This is a genomic window from Roseovarius albus, assembly GCF_900172335.1.
GTDB lineage: Bacteria > Pseudomonadota > Alphaproteobacteria > Rhodobacterales > Rhodobacteraceae > Roseovarius > Roseovarius albus.
Genome location: NZ_FWFX01000024.1, coordinates 1 through 16747, shown reverse-complemented (window position 1 = coordinate 16747; position 16747 = coordinate 1). Strand labels below are relative to the sequence as shown.

Below are 16747 nucleotides of genomic sequence, written 5' to 3'. Positions count from 1 at the left end.
CATCATACCAGATATTCATCTATCGTTGGCAGCGGTGCATTGCAGCTAGCAGCAATGGCTGATGTCCGCTATTGCATCATTAGGTTCGGTCAATCGAATTCGAGCAGTGCGGGCGCTCACATAATGGCTGCCGATGGCGACTTTCAAACCAGTATTTATTTAACCTTTTTTGAAGATCAGCATCGCCGCATACGCTGAACCTGTGAATGGAACATGCTTACAATTCGCAGGAAGCCACCTCACCAATTCAGCGTGGCAATACACCATCGTAAGTTAATTGCCCTGATTACGCGCTTCTAACCGATCCAGATTTACTACCGTCGAAAGCATTAGACGGTCATGGCTCCAATCCTGGGTTTGACGAACCGACGCTGAACCAATGGCAAGCAATGTAACTAGACAGAGTGTAAACCCCAGAAAAACAGCCGGAAAATGCCCTTTTGTGATCGGCGCATCGGTCAAGGCTATCACTCGCTGACGCAATGCATGCTTTGCGTTTGTCCCGTTGACAAGAGCTACATGTAGAATTCGAGGGCTCCTCAACTTGACTGATCGCGTACAGTAATCCAGCAAGCAAGCCGTATAGCTCGTCGCGTCAAGGCCTCTGCGCGATACAACAGATTGGTCGCATGCCAGTTCGCGAAGCCGGTCAAACTGGGACTTTAGTACCAGATACGCCGGGTTCCAGAAGAGTAGCGGACGCAAGAACTCAAAACCCAATTCCCATTCCAAGTCCAGCGCACGGATGTGTTGGAATTCATGTGCCAACGCAAAGCGCAAGTCACGCGGTGTATTTAGTAAATGACTAGGCAAAACGACATGACGGCGGCGAAGGCCACGCACTGCAAATGGAACGCTTATTCGGTCCGACAAACGAATGTCTACCTTGGCAGACTGTCTCCAAAGAAAGCTGGACCGTACAGCATTGCTAATTGCAAGAGCGTTGCGCACAATTCTAATTGCCAGCGCTGCAGATACCAGTGCAAGTACAATCAAAACGCATGTCACGAAGATATAGCTGCCCGTCAGAACGTGATCCACCCAACGTTCGCGCGTATTCAGCAGGGTTTCGAACTGCACAGCTGGCATGGCGATTTCGCCACGCAGGTAGGCCGCCACGGCGATATCCCCTAACGCAACAACGCGCCCTGGCCAGGCAAGACTGACAAAACCTGAGACACACATTGCCAAAACGGGGCTGAAAATAACACAGATGCAGAGTGTCTTGAGCGCACGAAGCTGTTCAACAAATCCATAACACAGGGAAGTCCGCACCAAAATTGCGCGGGCTGTCAGCCATATGAGCGCTGACAATCCAAGCACAATGTTAAACTCGAGAAACGCGTCGAGAACCGGTTCAACCGCTGTCATTTTGCAATCTCCTCTCTACCAGTGCTCGAATCTCCTCTAGGTCATCTTCTGTTAGCCCTGCATCATCGACCAGCCTTGCAACCAGTGTCGCTGGGGTGTCGTCAAACAGAGTCCGGGAAAGATTCTGCAGCGACCTTGACTGATACCTGTCTTTTTCCAGCAGCGGTCTGTAGATCAGCGACTTGCCGTTCTTTTCGCTTTCGACGAATCCTTTTTCGTCGAGAATGCGCAGGATGGTTGCTCCGGAAGTATACGCAAGATTGCGCTCTGGTGGCAGTCGACCAAGCACGTCGCGGACCGAGCCCTGACCCAGCGCCCAGAGCTCGTTCATAAACTCGAGCTCCACTTCGGTCAGCAGATTTGTTGTCTTTTTCTTTCGCATCGGTCTTTCATGTCGCAATGGTTAGTATGTTTGACAGACAAGCATCCTTTCGCCGTTTCGCAAAGCTTAAACTTTCCAGAAGACGAAGATCCCCCAACCGATGGACAGGAAGAGAGGGGTCCAGACCGGTTGACCCACCAGTCCGAGCCAGGCGAGGAAAATGTAGGCCGATCCCAGCAGCGTAATGAACAGACGGTCGCCCAGCGTAGTGATTAGGCCTAACACACCGCGCCGTTCGATCCCGTCACGGTATTTAAACCCTTCGAGCACGCCGATCAAAGCGATGGCTGAAAAGATACCGATGAACAGAGCCAATGTCGCCGGAGTCCAGGCCATCCAGAAATCCGGCCAAAGAGGATCGGCCCACGAGAACCCTTTTTCCTCTTGCTGGCCCACACTGCCCCATCCGGCCTCTTGTGCTATGGCCACGGTAGGCAGGAAAGGGAGGGTGAGAAGAAGTTTACGCATTTCGAACCTCACACACGTCCCATCGCGAAACCGCGCGCGATGTAGTTGCGGACAAACCAAATGACGATGGCGCCGGGGATGATCGTCAGGGTTCCAGCTGCCGCCAGAAGGCCGAGTTCATACCCTGCGCTGGAGGCTGTGCGGGTCATAACTGCGGCGATAGGCTTGGCTTCGACTGCGGTTAAGGTTTTGGCCAACAGCATCTCGACCCATGAAAACATGAAACAGAAGAAGGCCGCTACGCCGACGCCGGCTTTGATATTGGGCAAGAAGATCGTCACAAAGAACCGCGGGAAGGAATAGCCGTCGACATAGGCTGTTTCATCCAGTTCTTTCGGGATGCCGCGCATGAAACCTTCCAAAATCCACACCGCCAGCGGCACGTTGAACAGCGTATGCGCCAACGCGACTGCCAGATGCGTGTCGAACAACCCAATCGAAGAATAGAGCTGGAAAAACGGGAGAGCAAACACTGCCGCAGGCGCCATACGGTTGGTCAGCAGCCAGAAGAACAACTGCTTGTCGCCGAGAAAACGATAGCGCGAGAACGCATAGGCTGCAGGTAAGGCCACGCAGACAGAAAGCACCGTGTTTAGCGTCACATAGATGATCGAATTAATGTAACCCCAATACCATGTCGGATCGGTGAAGATTGTAATGTAATTCTCCAGCGTGAAAGTCTGGGGAAACAGGGAAAAACCCGACAGAATTTCGTTCGTGGTTTTGAATGACATCGCTACCAGCCAATAGATCGGCAGCATCAGGAACGCGATATATAAGATCGGGATGAGGGACCGCTTCTTCATTGCGCATCATCCTTTGTCATTAGAGTGTAGAAGACCCAACTCACCAGCAGCGTGATGGCGAAGTAGATCAGGCTCATCGCAGCCGCAGGGCCAAGATCGAACTGTCCCAGCGCAATCTTCACAAGGTCAATTGACAGCAGGGTAGTAGAATTGCCTGGGCCGCCGCCAGTTAGAACGAAGGGCTCGGTATAGATGTTGAAGCTGTCCATGAACCGCAGCAGAACGGCGATGGTCAGAACGGTTTTCATCTTAGGTAGCTGGATATAGCGGAACACGGACCACGGGCTAGCGCCGTCAATCTTGGCGGCCTGATAGTAGGCATCGGGGATCGACACGAGTCCTGCGTAGCACAGCAGCACGACCAGTGAGGTCCAGTGCCAGACATCCATGACGACGACCGTTATCCAAGCGGAAAGCGGTTGCTGGGTCATGTCATAGTTGATGCCTAGAACGTCATTCAAGAAATAGCCCAAAAGACCAATTTTGGGCAGAGTGAAAATGTTCCACATCGACCCGACCACATTCCACGGGATCAGCATCGGCAGCGCCATAAGCACCAAACATACCGGCACCCAGAACCCTTTTCGCGGCATCGAGAGGGCGACGATTATGCCCAGAGGAACTTCAATCAGCAGGATAAGGAAGGTGAACAGGAACTGCCGTCCAAGTGCAGCTTGAAAGCGATCAGACCTCAGGATTTGCTCGAACCAGCCCAGCCCTTCCCAGAAGAACTGGTTGTTGCCGAAGGTCTCTTGCACCGAGTAGTTGACCACCGTCATCATCGGCACCAGCGCGTTGAACGCGACCAACGCCAGAACCGGCAGTACAAAGAACCAGGCCTTTTGGTTTTCTGTTCTCATTGTGCCCGCTCCTGCGTTGCGATCCAGCCGTCGCGGTAGACTCGGGATTGTTCAGGTTTGAATTGCAGGAAAACCTGAGAGCCCGGCGCTGGCACACTGTGTTCGGTCACAGCCTTCAGGACAGTGCTGCCGACCATGGTGCTTACTACATAATGACGGCCAATGTCTGAAACCTTGGTCACCTGAGCCGGAATACCAGTGTCGCCGAAATCTACATATTCCGGGCGGATGCCCAAGTCTGTGCGTCCTCCTTCACCGTGGATTGGACCTTCCAACATCACTTCGTGGCCTTCGAAAACCGCCAGGTCACCTTTGGTTTCGCAGGGCAAGACGTTCATGCCGGGCGAACCGATGAAGTGGCCGACAAAAGTGTGCTGGGGCCGTTCAAACAATTCAACGGGAGTACCGATCTGTACCACCTCGCCGTCCTGCATCACCACGACTTCGTCTGCAAAAGTCAGTGCCTCGGTCTGGTCGTGCGTTACATAGATCATGGTCGCTTTGACCCTCTGGTGCAGTTCTTTCAGTTTCGAGCGCAGTTTCCACTTCAGATGCGGGTCAATCACGGTCAGCGGCTCATCAAACATCACCGCGTTCACATCGTCACGGACCAAGCCTCGGCCCATCGAAATTTTCTGTTTGTTGTCGGGGCTGAGGCCGGAAGCGCGGGTGTTCAGCATGTCGGTGACTTCCAGCATCTCCGCAATCTCATCGACACGCCGCTTGATAGTCGCTTGGTCGACGCCACGGTTCTTGAGCGGAAAGGCCAAATTCTCGCCCACGGTCATCGTGTCGTAGATCACTGGAAACTGAAACACCTGCGCAATGTTGCGCTGATCGGGCGGTAAGGAGGTGACATCTTGATCATCGAACAGGATCTGTCCCTCAGAAGGAGTCAGCAAGCCCGAAATAATGTTCAGCAAAGTCGATTTACCGCAGCCTGATGGTCCCAGCAAAGCGTAAGCCCCACCATCGCGCCAGGTCACGTCGATTTCCTTCAGTGCATAGTCCTCCGGGCCTTTCGGCGTGGGCATGTAACTGTGTCGAAGGTTAGAAAGCTTGATCTTTGCCATGTCAGGCGACCCTTTTACCGTCTTGGCCGAAATAACGGCAATGGGCAGGATTCATATAGAAACTGTAATCTTCGCCCACTTGATAGGCATGTACGCCTGCAGCCAGAGAAACCCAAGCCTCGTTCCCATGCTGGAAATGCGCACTGGATTCCGAACCGGATAGTTCAGTGACAATTACACGACCGGTTAGTTCCACATCCAAGTCAGACGTGCGGATAGGCGTTACACGATGGGGCCGAACGGCAATCGTATATTCACCATCGACCATATTTGAAACGGTCCATCCAACCCCGCCCGCCAGTCGAGCCTGAGCACCGGTTATCGATATTCGAGCGACATTGATTGGAGGGTCCGAGAAAACGCGCGCTGCGGCGATATTTTCAGGGTTCCGATAGATGTCGGCGGTCGGGCCGAACTGGGTGACGTTCCCATCTTCCATCAGGGCGGTATAACCACCCAACAGCAAGGCCTCTTCGGGTTCTGAGGTGGCATAAACCACGACGGCACCGCGACCTGCGAACAGGTCGGGAAGCTGCTCGCGCAATTCTTCGCGCAGCTTATAGTCGAGGTTAGCTAGCGGTTCATCCAAGAACACAGCGCGGCTTTCCTTCGCGATGGCGCGGGCCAGCGCGGTGCGTTGTTGTTGTCCACCTGACAGTTCATGCGGACGGCGGTGCAACATCGGGCGCAGTTGCAACAGACCGGCGGCCTCTTCGACCCGGCCTTCGATCTCGGATCGCGCCATGCCTGCCACGCGCAGTGGCGAGGCGATGTTATCAAAAACTGTCATATGCGGGTAGTTCACGAAGAACTGGTGCACGAGGCTGATCTGCCGCTTTTGCGTGTTGAGCCGCGTGACATCCTGCCCGTCCATGAGGATCTTGCCCGAAGTGATCGGGTCCAGCCCGGCCATCATTTTGATCAGAGACGTCTTACCTGAGCCTGTTGCGCCCAACAGCACATTGAAGTGGCCTGTTTGAAGGGTCAGGTTTGTGGGCTTGATATTGATGACGTTGCCGACCTTTTTGGTCGCGTCTTGAAGTTCGATCATGTCCGTGGGTTCCGGTCCTTCAGTGCATCGCACTGGTCTTGGGGTGGGGATGCCTGACACGGCATCCCCGGGTTTGGACGGCTTACTGAGACTGCCAGCGCTGAACCAGTTCGTCGTAGTTGACGGTTTGGCCCTCAGGCTTTTCGTTCTCAAGTTTGGCCTTCGGTGAACCCGCTTTTTCCAGCCAGAAGGTAGGATCCTGCGGTTCATTTAAGCGTGGGCCACAGCCACCATAGACACCAGCGCTTTCATCCGCGGCCTGCATGCGGGCCATGGTGATGTCCATCTCTTCGGCTAGACGATCCATCGCCTCTTGCGGGGTGAAGGCACCCGAGTTTACGTCACCGATCTGCTGCCACCAGATCTGGGCCAGCTTCGGATAGTCCGGCACGTTGATGCCAGTCGGCGACCATGCCACACGGTCAGGCGAGCGGTAGAACTCGACCAGGCCACCCAGCTTGGGTGCCCGTTCGGTAAACGACTCGTGGTTGACTGAGCTGTCGCGGATGAAGGTCAGGCCCACATGGGACTTCTTCACATCGACGGTCTTGGAGGTCACGAACTGAGCATATAGCCACGCTGCCTGAGCACGATCCTCAGGTGTCGACTTCAGGAAGGTCCAAGAGCCCACATCCTGATAACCAACCTTCTGGCCATCTTCCCAGTAGGGGCCATGCGGACTGGGAGCCATGCGCCACAGCGGCGTGCCTTCGTCATCCACGGTGTTGTTGCCTTCTGACTTCGGCTTCACCATGTCGGCGGTAAAGGCAGTGTACCAGAAGATCTGCTGGGCCACGTTGCCTTGGCTGAGCGCTGGCAGAGACTGATAGAAGTCATAGGACGCCGCACCCGGAGGGGCATAGTTGCGCAGCCATTCGTCCCACTTACGGATCGCGTAGACCGCTGCCGGGCCGTTTGCAGCACCACCACGCGACACCGAAGCGCCAACAGGGTTACAGGTGCCCGCTTCCATGCGGATGCCCCATTCGTCGACGGGTACACCGTTCGGCTCACCCTTGTCGCCGGCACCAGCCATTGACAGCCAGGCGTCGGTCATGCGCCATCCAAGGTCAGGCGCACGCTTGCCATAGTCCATGTGGCCGTAGATCGCCACGCCATCGACTTCTTTCACGTCATTTGTGAAGAACTCGGCGATGTCCTCGTAGGCAGACCAGTTGACCGGAACACCCAGATCATAGCCGTACTTTTCTTTGAACGCTGCTTTGTTGGCTTCGTCATCAAACCAGTCTTTACGGAACCAGTAGAGGTTCGCAAATTGCTGATCGGGCAGCTGGTACAGCTTGCCGTCTGGACCGGTCGTGAATTGAATGCCCATGAAGTCATTCAGGTCCAGCGTCGGCGATGTTGTTGCCGCCCAGTCGCCTTCCATCATGTCGGTCAGCGGGTAGGCCAGCTGCAGGCGCGAGTGGGTGCCGATTAGGTCACTATCGTTGACGTAACCGTCATACAGGTTCCTGCCGGTTTGCATCTGGGTCTGTACCGCCTGAACCACTTCGCCTTCGCCAAGGATCTGGTGGTTGACCTTGATGCCGGTGATTTCCTCGAACGCCTTGGTCAGAACCTCGGACTCATAAGAGTGGGTCGGAATGCCCTCGGACAGGACGTTGATTTCCATGCCAGCGTAGGGTTGTGCAGCATTGATGAACCATTGCATCTCGGCCATCTGTTCGTCTTTCGACAGGGTTGATGGCTGGAACTCGTCATCGATCCAACGTTGTGCTGCGGCTTCGTCGGCCCAAGCAGGACCGTGACCCGCAATGACGGCAACAGCCGCCACAGCAGAAAGTAGATGTCTCCGCATCTGTCTCCTCCCTAAGATTGTGTAATCCGGTGCAGACCGGATGGCAGCCAGCATCGACGATTTTCGACGATGCTGTCAAACTAAATCTTTAGTAATAAAGAATTGGCTTAGCAAATACATGATAACAAATACCTTTTTAAAGGTGCTAAATTAGTTGCCGAACGATTGTCAAATTATGAGGTGTCAATGCACACTGAAGTCATCGCGACAGAACCAAGTTCTTTTAAGGTTGCTGCGCATCATGCGTTCATTCAAATTGATAGAAATCAAATGTGAATATCAGCCATTGTCAAAATTCAAGTATTCAGCTCGCGTATGCAGCAATTAACCGCTCTCCCCCCAATCTACCATCATTCCCCTACTATCACTCTCCGTGCAAGATACTCGGCAAGCGCCCTGGAATAGCCACCATCAAACTCCATGATGGCGGCTCGTTCTTCAAAAGCATCTCGTTGGTCTTGAGATAACCCTGCGACTAAAGTTGCGACTTGCGACTCCCGCGACTTTTGCGACTCTTTGATCGGGCGGGGAACTGAGGGTGGCCGCTCATCTGTCGGCGCGGGTGCAAACAGAGGTTCTGCGTTCAGAAACGCCAGCCGCACCCGCTCTGCCCCTGTCATGGCTTTGCTCATGACAAGGAGATCTCCCAGGCTTCGTTCGCGTGCTGCCCCATGACCTGAGCACCACCGGGCAGGCGAGCTAGCCAGTTGTGACGTTCAAGGACGTCAATGAGAACCCGCGCGCGATCTGGAGTCCGAAAGCGGTTGGGTCCACGGTTCGCAACAGCTCGCACACTGATGTTGGCTTCACTCCATCGAGTCTGCAGCCATTCAAGAAGAGCTTGAGCATCTCGTAATTCTTGACTGACCGGCCCAGTATCGAGCAAGCGGGCTGCCTCCAGGAGGTACCAGTCCATTAGCACCGTGGCATTGCTCATCGTACCGGCACTGACTTCCCTCGCATTGGTATTTTCGAACACTGTCAACACACCAGCGATGCGCGCAGCTTGTTCAGCTGCTTTTGACGCAAATCCCCGGATCTGGGCAAACGCCTGCCCGTCCTGCTGTGCCAGTTCAACCTGATTGTAAAACGCTAGCAGGATATCATGAGCACCTTGCGACAGAGGCAAGGGGCGCGGAACCAATTGAAGTGGATCATCCGCGTGCGTAGGGCACGGCGTTTCCAGCAGTTGGTGAATGCGAGTGTTAAAGCAACTCAATGCGCTCATTGCTCTTTCATCAAGCGCCCTGCCCGATTCAAGGATCCTCTGCCCGATCCGGCTTTCAGGCCAAGCGAACAAAAACCGTGACCAAAGCCCCTGGCTTTTGAACATCCGATCACTCAAAATGTTTTGCGCGATCACGGGTTGAAGCATAAAATGAGAGCTTGCCCTGCGGCCATAGAGCGTCAACGGATCAGATCCACTCCGAACCCGACTAAAGCCCTGTCCATCCCACAACTTGGACAGAGATGTCGCCGCATGGGTCTTATTTTCGGCCTTCATGCTATAGCCGCCAAAGAACTGACCGCCCTCATCAGAAAAGAGCCCGATAGAGGGATTGCCCCGTTCAAAAAGGCTGAGAACCCCCTGCAATGTCACATCCGACATTAGAATGGATGGCGAGACCGGCTCTTCAGGCATTTCGTCTTCGCTCGCGCTATCGTTCTCAACCACGCTGTCCCAATCAGCCAGTTTGCGCTTCTTGCGCGACTTTCTGTTCTCGGCCTCATCCTGTCTCCAGGCCTTCAGATCCTTTTGGTGGGCCCGAACAAGTGGTTCTTCAAAGTCGCGCACAGCCTTTGCCGCGATGCCATCGCATGTGGATTTGCGCTCCCCGGATTCCGCGACCGTCAGAAAGTAAAGACTTAGTGGGACGAACCCGTGCAGTGTCTGCACATCAGCAAACCCTTGTGTGGCAAGACTTGCTGACGCCAGCACACTTTGCATGGCAATGGCTGCAGGTGCTTGGGTCTGCCCGACAGGTTGCACGTGACATCGCTAAGGCCAAGCAATATGCGATCTCAATGCGATTGCGGAAGAAGGTTGAAATGCTCTTCGAACAACTCTCAAACACATCCTAGGGTTGGGGCAGCTCCGATTACGTGGGACTTGCGGTGCAAATGACGAATTCCTCCTCGCCGCTACCGCCCAAAACCTCCGCAAACTAGCCAAGATCTTTTCTACACCGCAGCAAATACGCAAAGCCTGATAGGAATGGCGTTCTCGCGCACATCAAACCGCTACTTTCTGCGCGCGCAACACGTTGTTTTTCAACAGAATGGGCGGAAAGCGGAAATTCGCTGCGAGCGCAACATCACCAAAAGCCGAGAGAGAAGCGGACGTTTGTTTTAGGTGGAATGGCACCACGATCTGAAGAAAAGAGGGCAGTATGGCTGGTGGCTGCAGGTTTCGACGAGGCAGCCTGATCAATCCCTCTTGATTGATGTAAACCCAGACTCTCGCATCAGCGCTCCATTGCGTTCGATGCGCGTCTAACCGTAGCTTTACTCGCTATCCACCCCACGTATCAGAAAGAATAAAACCGCTTGGAAATGGATCACTGGGATCAAGCCCAATTTGGGAAATGCCATAGATCCAACACTGTCCTTTTATCCTGACCCGACTACCAGGAAATCGTCCGATTTGTGTCGCGCCCAGTAATTCGGCTTGAAACTCACCACCAATAATCGAACGAGTTGTGAGCGTATCGCCGGGTTGCATTTCTCCTTTTGAATGCAGCACAGCCACTGTTGAATTGGTTCCCGTTCCGCACGGAGACCGGTCGGCGCGCGCAGGTTTTAAAGTGGTGCAAGTGCGTATCGCCCCGTCTTCTTCAAGGGATCGAAACATGACGTAAGCCAGCCCGTGGATTGCAGGAATTTCCGGGTGGGAAATCTTGGTTTCCGCTGAGATGATATCCCGTAATTCAACACCTTTCTCCGCCAACAGCCGCGCGTTCTCAGGGACGATAGACAGCCCGATCTGATCGATATCGACGAGCGCGTAAAACACGCCACCATAGCAGAGATCATAACTCACTGTACCCCAAAGCGGCGTTTCAACGGTTCCATCCGAGAGCGCTACGAATGATGCAGGCATGTCGAGACTAACGCCTAGAACTTTGCCATTGTTGCAGGACGCTGTCGCGCGTACGAGGCCAGATGCTGTATCGAGTGTGACTAGGGTTTCTGGCTCGATCATCTCCATCATCCCTGTTTCCAAGATAGCCGTGACGGCACACATTGAATTTGACCCGGACATGGCATGGGCCTGATCGGTCTGTAGGATGATCATCCCAAAGTTGGCATCCGGATGGCATGCTGGGGTGATCAGCACAAAAGAATGGTTTGCAGCCCCCCGTGGTTCTGAGCAAAGCCACCGACGCAGGCTGTCATCAACATCGTTAATATGGGCCAGTTTGGCAGCAATGGTGTTCCCGGGGATATCCAGAACCCCGCCAGTAATGACCCGCCCGACCTCGCCAGCGCAGTGAACATCCACAGTTTGAAGGGTACGTTTCCAGTGCATGATTTACTCCGTTAGGCTCGTTTAAAACCGGTCAACTCTGTATGGTTCTAGGTCGATTGCGGGTTTAACGCCGGTGACCAGGTCGCTCATCAGACGGGCGCAGGTCGCAGCATGGGTCAAACCCAGATGACCATGACCTGTCGCATAGAACACACCCGCCGTTTTCGCAGAGGCTGACATGACAGGAATAGTATCGGGAAATGCGGGCCGATGTCCCATCCACTCGGTAAAATCATGAACTTCAAGGTTTGGCAGCGCTTCGCATGCTCGTTGCACAGTGATCTTTGACCGCCGATAGTCGGGTGCAGCGTTAAGCCCGGCCATCTCTACCGTGCCGCCAACACGAATGCCGCCTGCAGTCGGGCTGACCATAAATGCCTTCGCTGGCCAAATAATTGAATGTCCTAGTTCTAGGCCCGGCGCCATGATCTGCGTATGATAACCACGTTCTGTTTCCAGTGGCATAGGTTCGTTTAACAGTTTGGATAGGCGCGCAGTAAAGGCACCGGCACAAAGGATGACCGTATCTGCGTGAATGATTTCGCCATCACTGAGTGACACTCCTGATATTCGGTCATTGCGTTCAAATCCTGTCACTTCTGCTGTGCGGAGTGTGCCGCCCAGACCGCGAAACCCCTGAAACAACCCCAGGACCAGCTTGTGTGGATCAGCAATAGTTCGGTTGTCAGGTAGAAGGATTGCCTTCGAAATGTTGTCTGTGATTTCAGGCTCCAATGCACGAAGCGCATTTGCATCCAGAACCTCATAGTCAAAACCAAACCGATCCAGCATATCAATGCGTTCCCGATCAGCTTTGTATTCTTGATCATTTGCATAAAGAGAAAGGCATCCGGCGGTGGACAAATGCTCTGCCATGTCGAGTTCGGCCAACAGAGTCCTGGTATCGTCCAATGACCGTTCGCACAGGGCAGCACCTGCGGCCTCCAAACGATGCACGACCGACGGGCGGCTGGCGGAGAGAAAGCGCGCAAACCAAGGAACTAAGCGGGGCATGTAAGTTGGGCTGACACGGATCGGACCCCTAGGATTAAGCAACCAGCCGGGGATTTGTTTCCATGTTGAGGCGCGTGCAACAGGCATAAACTCGGTCACGGCAATTGAGCCCATGTTTCCATGAGATGCGCCGTTGCCCGCCGCGTCCCGATCCACAAGCGTCACGCTATGGCCGCGTTTCTGCAGCTCGTACGCAATAGCTGATCCGATCACACCGGCGCCTACGATGATCGTTTTCTGAGGTTTGGTTGCATCCATGTAAGGTACTTGCCACTTGTTTTAGCTTTTGAAACGATCCTCATGCTACAGCAGGGACAGTGCGCGCCGCCGCCACTAGGATTACCCATTCAGGAGCGGTTCCATCGCGGTGCGCAGCTCGGCTTTTTCTTTTTCGGTAAGCGGTCCAAGCGGCGCGCGGCATTCGCCAACGGGCAGGCCCTGAAGTTCGCAGCCATACTTGATTTTTTGCACGAACTTGCCGGATTCAAGGATGTTCATCGCGCGATAAAGCGTTTTCATGATCTCTTTCGCTTTGGCTAATTCACCAGCCTTGAACGCGCGATCCAGCTCACAACAGGCATTAGCCATGCAATTCGATGGCCCACAAATCCAGCTGTCTGCACCCCAGAACATGAAATCGAGAGCAATGTCATCCGATCCGGAAATCAACTGTATCTTGCCTTCATAGCGCGATGAAATATCGATAGCGCGTTGCAAAACACCCGAGCTTTCTTTGATACCAATGACCCGTGGATTGTCCGCAAAGTGATCCAGCAATTCAAAGCTGATATCCGCTCCATCCTTCATTGGATAGGAATAGAGCACCAGGTTTACGTCTACCGCATCTAAAACTGTCTCATAGTGATTGATCAGCTCTTCCTGAGTTGGGCGTGTATAGAAGGGTGGAGCCAACAGGACATTGTCATAACCAATTTCTTTGGCCAATGCGGTCTGCTCGATTACCTCGCGGGTCGCAGGCGCATTGGTCCCCGCTATCAGGATTTCATCATCATTTGCGTATTCTTTGACGAATTGCAGTACCGCACGTCGCTCCTCGGTCGATTGTGAGAAGTATTCACCGGTTGAGCCGTTGGGAACCCAACCGCTTACCCCAGCCTCGCGGAAATGGGACATCAGGTTTTCGAAGGCGTTAAAGTCGATCTTGCCCGCCTCGTCAAAAGGCGTCACGAGCGCTGGCATGACGCCGGAGAGTTTCACATTGTAGCTCATTTGGATAATCCTTGGTCATAGCTGCAGAGAAAGCCGGTGGCTTTCATATCTATCAAATCACCGCGCGTTCGATAACACGTTCACCTTTGGCGAAACGCTCATACAGGAAGGGTGACAGATCCATCGAGCGAAACTCGCCGTAGATGATCTGTTCAGCCACGCCACGCCCAACTGCTGGTCCTTGTTGCGACCCATGACCCGAAGACCCGTTGGTGAAGTGAAAATTCGATACCTCATCATGCGGCCCGATCACCACGTTGAAATCGAAAGGGTTGAAGTCGTAGTGCCCCATCCAGAAATCGATGACCTCGACATCCTTGAACTGGGGAATGCGATTCGAAACAATCGGGTGCACCTTGTCCTCCCAGATCGTTTCTTCAGCGCTGAAGTCTTCAACGTCGACGGTGGCATCTTCGCCCAAGGGTGGGCAGCCGACCAGATAGTTGTCACCGAACTGGCGGAAATGCACGCCCGTCGGGTCGATGGTCAATGGCAGGTCACGATCCAGCGGTTCTTTTGCCTTGAAGATGAAAGTGTAGCGGCGTTTGGGTTGGATATCGAGTTTGAGCCCTGCCATGTCCGCCACAATACCAGCACGGGTGCCCGAAGCATTAACGATGTCTCCGGCCTCTATGACCTCGCCGGTGGCAAGGGTCACACTCGTCACTTTGTTGCCTTCACGCCCGATTGCCGTCACCGAGCTCTGGACATAGTCAACGCCCAGTTCAATCGACTTCTTGATCAGCCATTCGACCATCAGAGGAGCGTTATAATAACCTTCGTCCTCCGTGTTCAGGCTACCCGCTTCGATATCGTCCAGCTTGTAGAACGGATAGTTGGTGGCGATCTGGTCTGCTGTGACCATTGTGGTGCCAGCACCGCATTCTTCCTGCACGCTCTGGTCGCGTTGCAGAACCTTAGTCAGGTCCGCGTTGTCGGATAGGTAGAGGTAGCCGAAGTTTCGAATGCTAAGCTCAGGCACAGTCGGGTCACCACCCAAATTTGCTCGGAAATTCCTGACAAATTCTGCCGCGTATTGCCCGATCTTAACGTTGATCGGGTTGGCAAATTGCTGGCGCATGCAGTTGTTGGATGCGCCAGTCTGTGCCTTTGAGAAGGTCGGATCAGGCTCAACAACCAACACCTTACCTTTGAAGTCGGGATTGGACGCCAGGAACCAGGCCGTACAGGCCCCCATGGTTGCACCACCGATGATCACGACATCATACTGTCTATGTTTAGGGGTTGCGGAAAACGCAGGGAGGTTCATCTCCCAAGAGGAATCTTTGGCATTCGGTTTCATGACTTGGTCTCTTTCTGATCAGGGCCCGGATTAAACCGAGCGGGTGATACCACCATCAACACGGATGTTCTGACCCGTGATGTAAGCGCCGCCTTCGGACGCAAGGAAGGCCACCGTTGCAGCGATCTCGCCATACGAGCTGCCATAGCGGCCCATGGGAATCTTGGCCATGAAATCCGCGTTTTCTGGCAGGCTGTCGATGAAACCCGGCAACACGTTGTTCATGCGCACATTGTCGGCAGCGTATTTATCAGCAAACAGTTTGCTGTAGGCGGCCAATCCGGCGCGCATCACGCCCGAGGTCGGGAAAACCGGATCAGGTTCGAATGCTGCGAAGGTTGAGATATTGATGATTGTGCCGGATTTCTGCTCAATCATGATCGGTGCAACGATCCGAGTGGCCCGGACAGTGTTGAGGAAATAGACTTCCAAACCTTCGTGCCAGTCTTCATCGCTGATCTCCAAGATCGGCGCGCGCGGGCCGTGACCTGCCGAGTTCACCAGCACGTCAACGCGACCCCATTTTTCCATAGCGGCATCGACCAGCGTCTGCAGGTCTTCACTGGATTTGTTGGTGCCGGTCAGGCCAATGCCGCCCAGCTCCTGGGCCAGGGTTTCGCCCTTGCCGGAAGAGGACAGGATTGCGACGCTGAAGCCGTCAGCCGCGAGGCGACGGGCGCTGTCAGCCCCCATGCCACTGCCGCCACCCATGATGATCGCTACCTTTTTGTCAGCCATGTTCGGTCTCCATCTATTCTGTGGTGTTGTTTTCAAAATTCAACATCGGGTGTTTCCACCGGTTTGACTAATCAGTAATTCTGCCTTAGGTCTGTAGAAAAACTACATACTGAGAAATTTACGTCCGTGCGAAACATGCCTCCACTCAATTCCCTGAAAGCCTTCGAAGCGTCCGGGCGCCAATTAAACTTCAGGCTTGCTGCAGAAGAACTGGGCGTGACCCAAGGCGCTGTTGCCCAACATGTTCGTGCCCTGGAAACACTTCTGAAAGTTAAGCTGTTTGAACGGCACGCACGGGGCTTGACGCTGACGGATGAGGGACGCAGGTATCTCCCGCCTGTTCGCCGAGCCTTCGACATGATTGCCGAAGCCACAACCAACCTAGCCCCACACGATGCCGTTGTGACCATCAGCTCAACCCCGTCATTTGCTACAAAATGGCTGGTCCCAAGGCTCGGTGCTTTTGCGGAGGGCCACCCGAATATCCGCGTTCGGATAGACGCTTCGAATACATTGGCAAATTTTCAGACCGATGGCGTCGACATAGCAATTCGACAGGGCAAGCCGCCCTTCGGGCCGGGACTTGTTGCAGAGCCTTTATTTGCTTCGGAACTGATCGCTGTCTGTCACCCGGAACTGGCAACCAGCCAGCACCCGATTTCCGCACCGGAGGACTTGCAACACCACGCCTTGCTCGAAGATACCCACGGTCAATGGCCTTTGTTCCTCGAAAGCGCATTGGGGGGGCGAAAAGCCATGGAAATAAAAACAACGAATTTCAGCCAGACCTCTCTGGCCATTGACGCAGCCATCGCACGCCAGGGCGTGGCGCTGACAAACCGGGCCTTTGTCGAAGCTGATCTCGAAGCCAATCGTCTCTGCCAACCGTTTCCGTTTTCAGCAACTGCCGAGGAAGGGTACTACGTGGTTGCCCCACGTGAACCCCGCAATTCCAGTATCGTAATGATCGTAAGAGAGTGGCTAAACAAGCAAACCTAGTCGTTCAAAGGTTTCAGAACCTGTTTTCGGAAACTCCCAGTAAACGCTAAGCGGGCTGCAATCGTAGCAAGACAGAACCCTGTCGAACGTCGCCTTTGGGC

General features: G+C 54.1%; 17 protein-coding genes and 1 pseudogene. 3 read left to right on the top strand and 15 right to left on the bottom strand.

Translation table 11 applies throughout. The annotated features are described in order from the left end of the window. Window positions 1–198, top strand: a 198-nt coding sequence (locus ROA7450_RS21375; protein WP_234999619.1) for a hypothetical protein, incomplete at its 5' end; no start/stop codon positions are given. A 75-nt stretch (window positions 199–273) separates the two neighbouring features. On the opposite strand, the gene ROA7450_RS20360 is transcribed toward ROA7450_RS21375, so the two are convergent. From ROA7450_RS20360 to ROA7450_RS20315, 10 genes are all read right to left on the bottom strand, one after another. After that, window positions 274–1371, bottom strand: coding sequence for a M56 family metallopeptidase (locus ROA7450_RS20360; RefSeq protein WP_085807803.1), 1098 nt, complete (start codon window positions 1369–1371; stop codon window positions 274–276). Next, window positions 1358–1753: a BlaI/MecI/CopY family transcriptional regulator gene (locus ROA7450_RS20355; RefSeq protein ID WP_085807802.1), complete on the bottom strand. Its 396-nt coding sequence runs from the start codon at window positions 1751–1753 to the stop codon at window positions 1358–1360. Before ROA7450_RS20355 ends, ROA7450_RS20360 begins: the two co-directional genes overlap by 14 nt. A 66-nt stretch (window positions 1754–1819) precedes the next feature. After that, complete coding sequence (locus ROA7450_RS20350) at window positions 1820–2221, bottom strand: DUF2160 domain-containing protein (RefSeq protein ID WP_085807801.1); 402 nt, start codon at window positions 2219–2221, stop codon at window positions 1820–1822. 8 nt (window positions 2222–2229) lie between these two features. After that, window positions 2230–3027, bottom strand: a complete 798-nt coding sequence (locus ROA7450_RS20345) for a carbohydrate ABC transporter permease (protein ID WP_085807800.1) — start codon at window positions 3025–3027, stop codon at window positions 2230–2232. Further along, window positions 3024–3887, bottom strand: coding sequence for a carbohydrate ABC transporter permease (locus ROA7450_RS20340; RefSeq protein WP_085807799.1), 864 nt, complete (start codon window positions 3885–3887; stop codon window positions 3024–3026). The genes ROA7450_RS20345 and ROA7450_RS20340 overlap by 4 nt, the downstream gene beginning before the upstream one ends. Continuing rightward, window positions 3884–4960: an ABC transporter ATP-binding protein gene (locus tag ROA7450_RS20335; protein WP_085807798.1), complete on the bottom strand. Its 1077-nt coding sequence runs from the start codon at window positions 4958–4960 to the stop codon at window positions 3884–3886. The genes ROA7450_RS20340 and ROA7450_RS20335 overlap by 4 nt, the downstream gene beginning before the upstream one ends. Before the next feature lies 1 nt (window position 4961). Next, the gene (locus ROA7450_RS20330; RefSeq protein WP_085807797.1) at window positions 4962–6011 is read right to left on the bottom strand and encodes an ABC transporter ATP-binding protein; all 1050 of its coding nucleotides are present in this window, start codon (window positions 6009–6011) and stop codon (window positions 4962–4964) included. 82 nt (window positions 6012–6093) lie between these two features. Then, window positions 6094–7833 (bottom strand): ABC transporter substrate-binding protein, encoded by a 1740-nt coding sequence (locus ROA7450_RS20325; RefSeq protein WP_085807796.1) that lies wholly within the window; start codon window positions 7831–7833, stop codon window positions 6094–6096. 350 nt (window positions 7834–8183) lie between these two features. Beyond that, complete coding sequence (locus ROA7450_RS20320; protein ID WP_085807795.1) at window positions 8184–8465, bottom strand: hypothetical protein; 282 nt, start codon at window positions 8463–8465, stop codon at window positions 8184–8186. Continuing rightward, window positions 8462–9823 carry a YfjI family protein gene (locus tag ROA7450_RS20315; RefSeq protein ID WP_268808487.1) on the bottom strand — a complete coding sequence of 454 codons (1362 nt, stop codon included), beginning with the start codon at window positions 9821–9823 and terminating at the stop codon, window positions 8462–8464. The genes ROA7450_RS20320 and ROA7450_RS20315 overlap by 4 nt, the downstream gene beginning before the upstream one ends. Here ROA7450_RS20315 and ROA7450_RS20310 point away from each other — a divergent pair. Next, window positions 9808–10043: pseudogene (locus ROA7450_RS20310) on the top strand (transposase); the annotation flags it as partial. The gene ROA7450_RS20315 and the pseudogene ROA7450_RS20310 sit on opposite strands and share 16 nt — an antisense overlap. A gap of 302 nt (window positions 10044–10345) precedes the next feature. Here ROA7450_RS20310 and ROA7450_RS20305 read toward each other — a convergent pair. The 5 genes from ROA7450_RS20305 to ROA7450_RS20285 all read right to left on the bottom strand — a co-directional run bounded on the left by ROA7450_RS20305 (window position 10346) and on the right by ROA7450_RS20285 (window position 15647). Then, the gene (locus ROA7450_RS20305; RefSeq protein WP_085807793.1) at window positions 10346–11362 is read right to left on the bottom strand and encodes a proline racemase family protein; all 1017 of its coding nucleotides are present in this window, start codon (window positions 11360–11362) and stop codon (window positions 10346–10348) included. Between the two features lie 21 nt (window positions 11363–11383). Continuing rightward, window positions 11384–12634, bottom strand: a complete 1251-nt coding sequence (locus ROA7450_RS20300) for an NAD(P)/FAD-dependent oxidoreductase (RefSeq protein WP_085807792.1) — start codon at window positions 12632–12634, stop codon at window positions 11384–11386. Between the two features lie 81 nt (window positions 12635–12715). Continuing rightward, a complete protein-coding gene (gene dapA / locus ROA7450_RS20295; protein ID WP_200812996.1) occupies window positions 12716–13606 on the bottom strand; it encodes a 4-hydroxy-tetrahydrodipicolinate synthase in 891 nt (296 codons plus the stop codon). A 52-nt stretch (window positions 13607–13658) separates the two neighbouring features. Continuing rightward, complete coding sequence (locus tag ROA7450_RS20290) at window positions 13659–14909, bottom strand: NAD(P)/FAD-dependent oxidoreductase (protein WP_234999618.1); 1251 nt, start codon at window positions 14907–14909, stop codon at window positions 13659–13661. Window positions 14910–14939: 30 nt separating this feature from the next. Continuing rightward, complete coding sequence (locus tag ROA7450_RS20285) at window positions 14940–15647, bottom strand: SDR family oxidoreductase (RefSeq protein WP_085807791.1); 708 nt, start codon at window positions 15645–15647, stop codon at window positions 14940–14942. 135 nt (window positions 15648–15782) lie between these two features. Between ROA7450_RS20285 and ROA7450_RS20280 the strand changes: the two genes are divergently transcribed. Continuing rightward, on the top strand, window positions 15783–16646 hold the full coding sequence (locus ROA7450_RS20280; RefSeq protein WP_085807790.1) for a LysR substrate-binding domain-containing protein: 864 nt from the start codon (window positions 15783–15785) through the stop codon (window positions 16644–16646). The last annotated feature ends 101 nt before the right edge of the window (window positions 16647–16747 follow it).

What these genes read in the sequence shown, in the direction of transcription:
- ROA7450_RS20360 (WP_085807803.1), bottom strand. Translation starts at nt 1,371, where the DNA reads ATGACAGCGGTTGAACCGGTTCTCGACGCGTTTCTCGAGTTTAACATT.
- ROA7450_RS20355 (WP_085807802.1), bottom strand. Translation starts at nt 1,753, where the DNA reads ATGCGAAAGAAAAAGACAACAAATCTGCTGACCGAAGTGGAGCTCGAG.
- ROA7450_RS20350 (WP_085807801.1), bottom strand. Translation starts at nt 2,221, where the DNA reads ATGCGTAAACTTCTTCTCACCCTCCCTTTCCTGCCTACCGTGGCCATA.
- ROA7450_RS20345 (WP_085807800.1), bottom strand. Translation starts at nt 3,027, where the DNA reads ATGAAGAAGCGGTCCCTCATCCCGATCTTATATATCGCGTTCCTGATG.
- ROA7450_RS20340 (WP_085807799.1), bottom strand. Translation starts at nt 3,887, where the DNA reads ATGAGAACAGAAAACCAAAAGGCCTGGTTCTTTGTACTGCCGGTTCTG.
- ROA7450_RS20335 (WP_085807798.1), bottom strand. Translation starts at nt 4,960, where the DNA reads ATGGCAAAGATCAAGCTTTCTAACCTTCGACACAGTTACATGCCCACG.
- ROA7450_RS20330 (WP_085807797.1), bottom strand. Translation starts at nt 6,011, where the DNA reads ATGATCGAACTTCAAGACGCGACCAAAAAGGTCGGCAACGTCATCAAT.
- ROA7450_RS20325 (WP_085807796.1), bottom strand. Translation starts at nt 7,833, where the DNA reads ATGCGGAGACATCTACTTTCTGCTGTGGCGGCTGTTGCCGTCATTGCG.
- ROA7450_RS20320 (WP_085807795.1), bottom strand. Translation starts at nt 8,465, where the DNA reads ATGAGCAAAGCCATGACAGGGGCAGAGCGGGTGCGGCTGGCGTTTCTG.
- ROA7450_RS20305 (WP_085807793.1), bottom strand. Translation starts at nt 11,362, where the DNA reads ATGCACTGGAAACGTACCCTTCAAACTGTGGATGTTCACTGCGCTGGC.
- ROA7450_RS20300 (WP_085807792.1), bottom strand. Translation starts at nt 12,634, where the DNA reads ATGGATGCAACCAAACCTCAGAAAACGATCATCGTAGGCGCCGGTGTG.
- dapA (WP_200812996.1), bottom strand. Translation starts at nt 13,606, where the DNA reads ATGAGCTACAATGTGAAACTCTCCGGCGTCATGCCAGCGCTCGTGACG.
- ROA7450_RS20290 (WP_234999618.1), bottom strand. Translation starts at nt 14,909, where the DNA reads ATGAAACCGAATGCCAAAGATTCCTCTTGGGAGATGAACCTCCCTGCG.
- ROA7450_RS20285 (WP_085807791.1), bottom strand. Translation starts at nt 15,647, where the DNA reads ATGGCTGACAAAAAGGTAGCGATCATCATGGGTGGCGGCAGTGGCATG.
- ROA7450_RS20280 (WP_085807790.1), top strand. Translation starts at nt 15,783, where the DNA reads ATGCCTCCACTCAATTCCCTGAAAGCCTTCGAAGCGTCCGGGCGCCAA.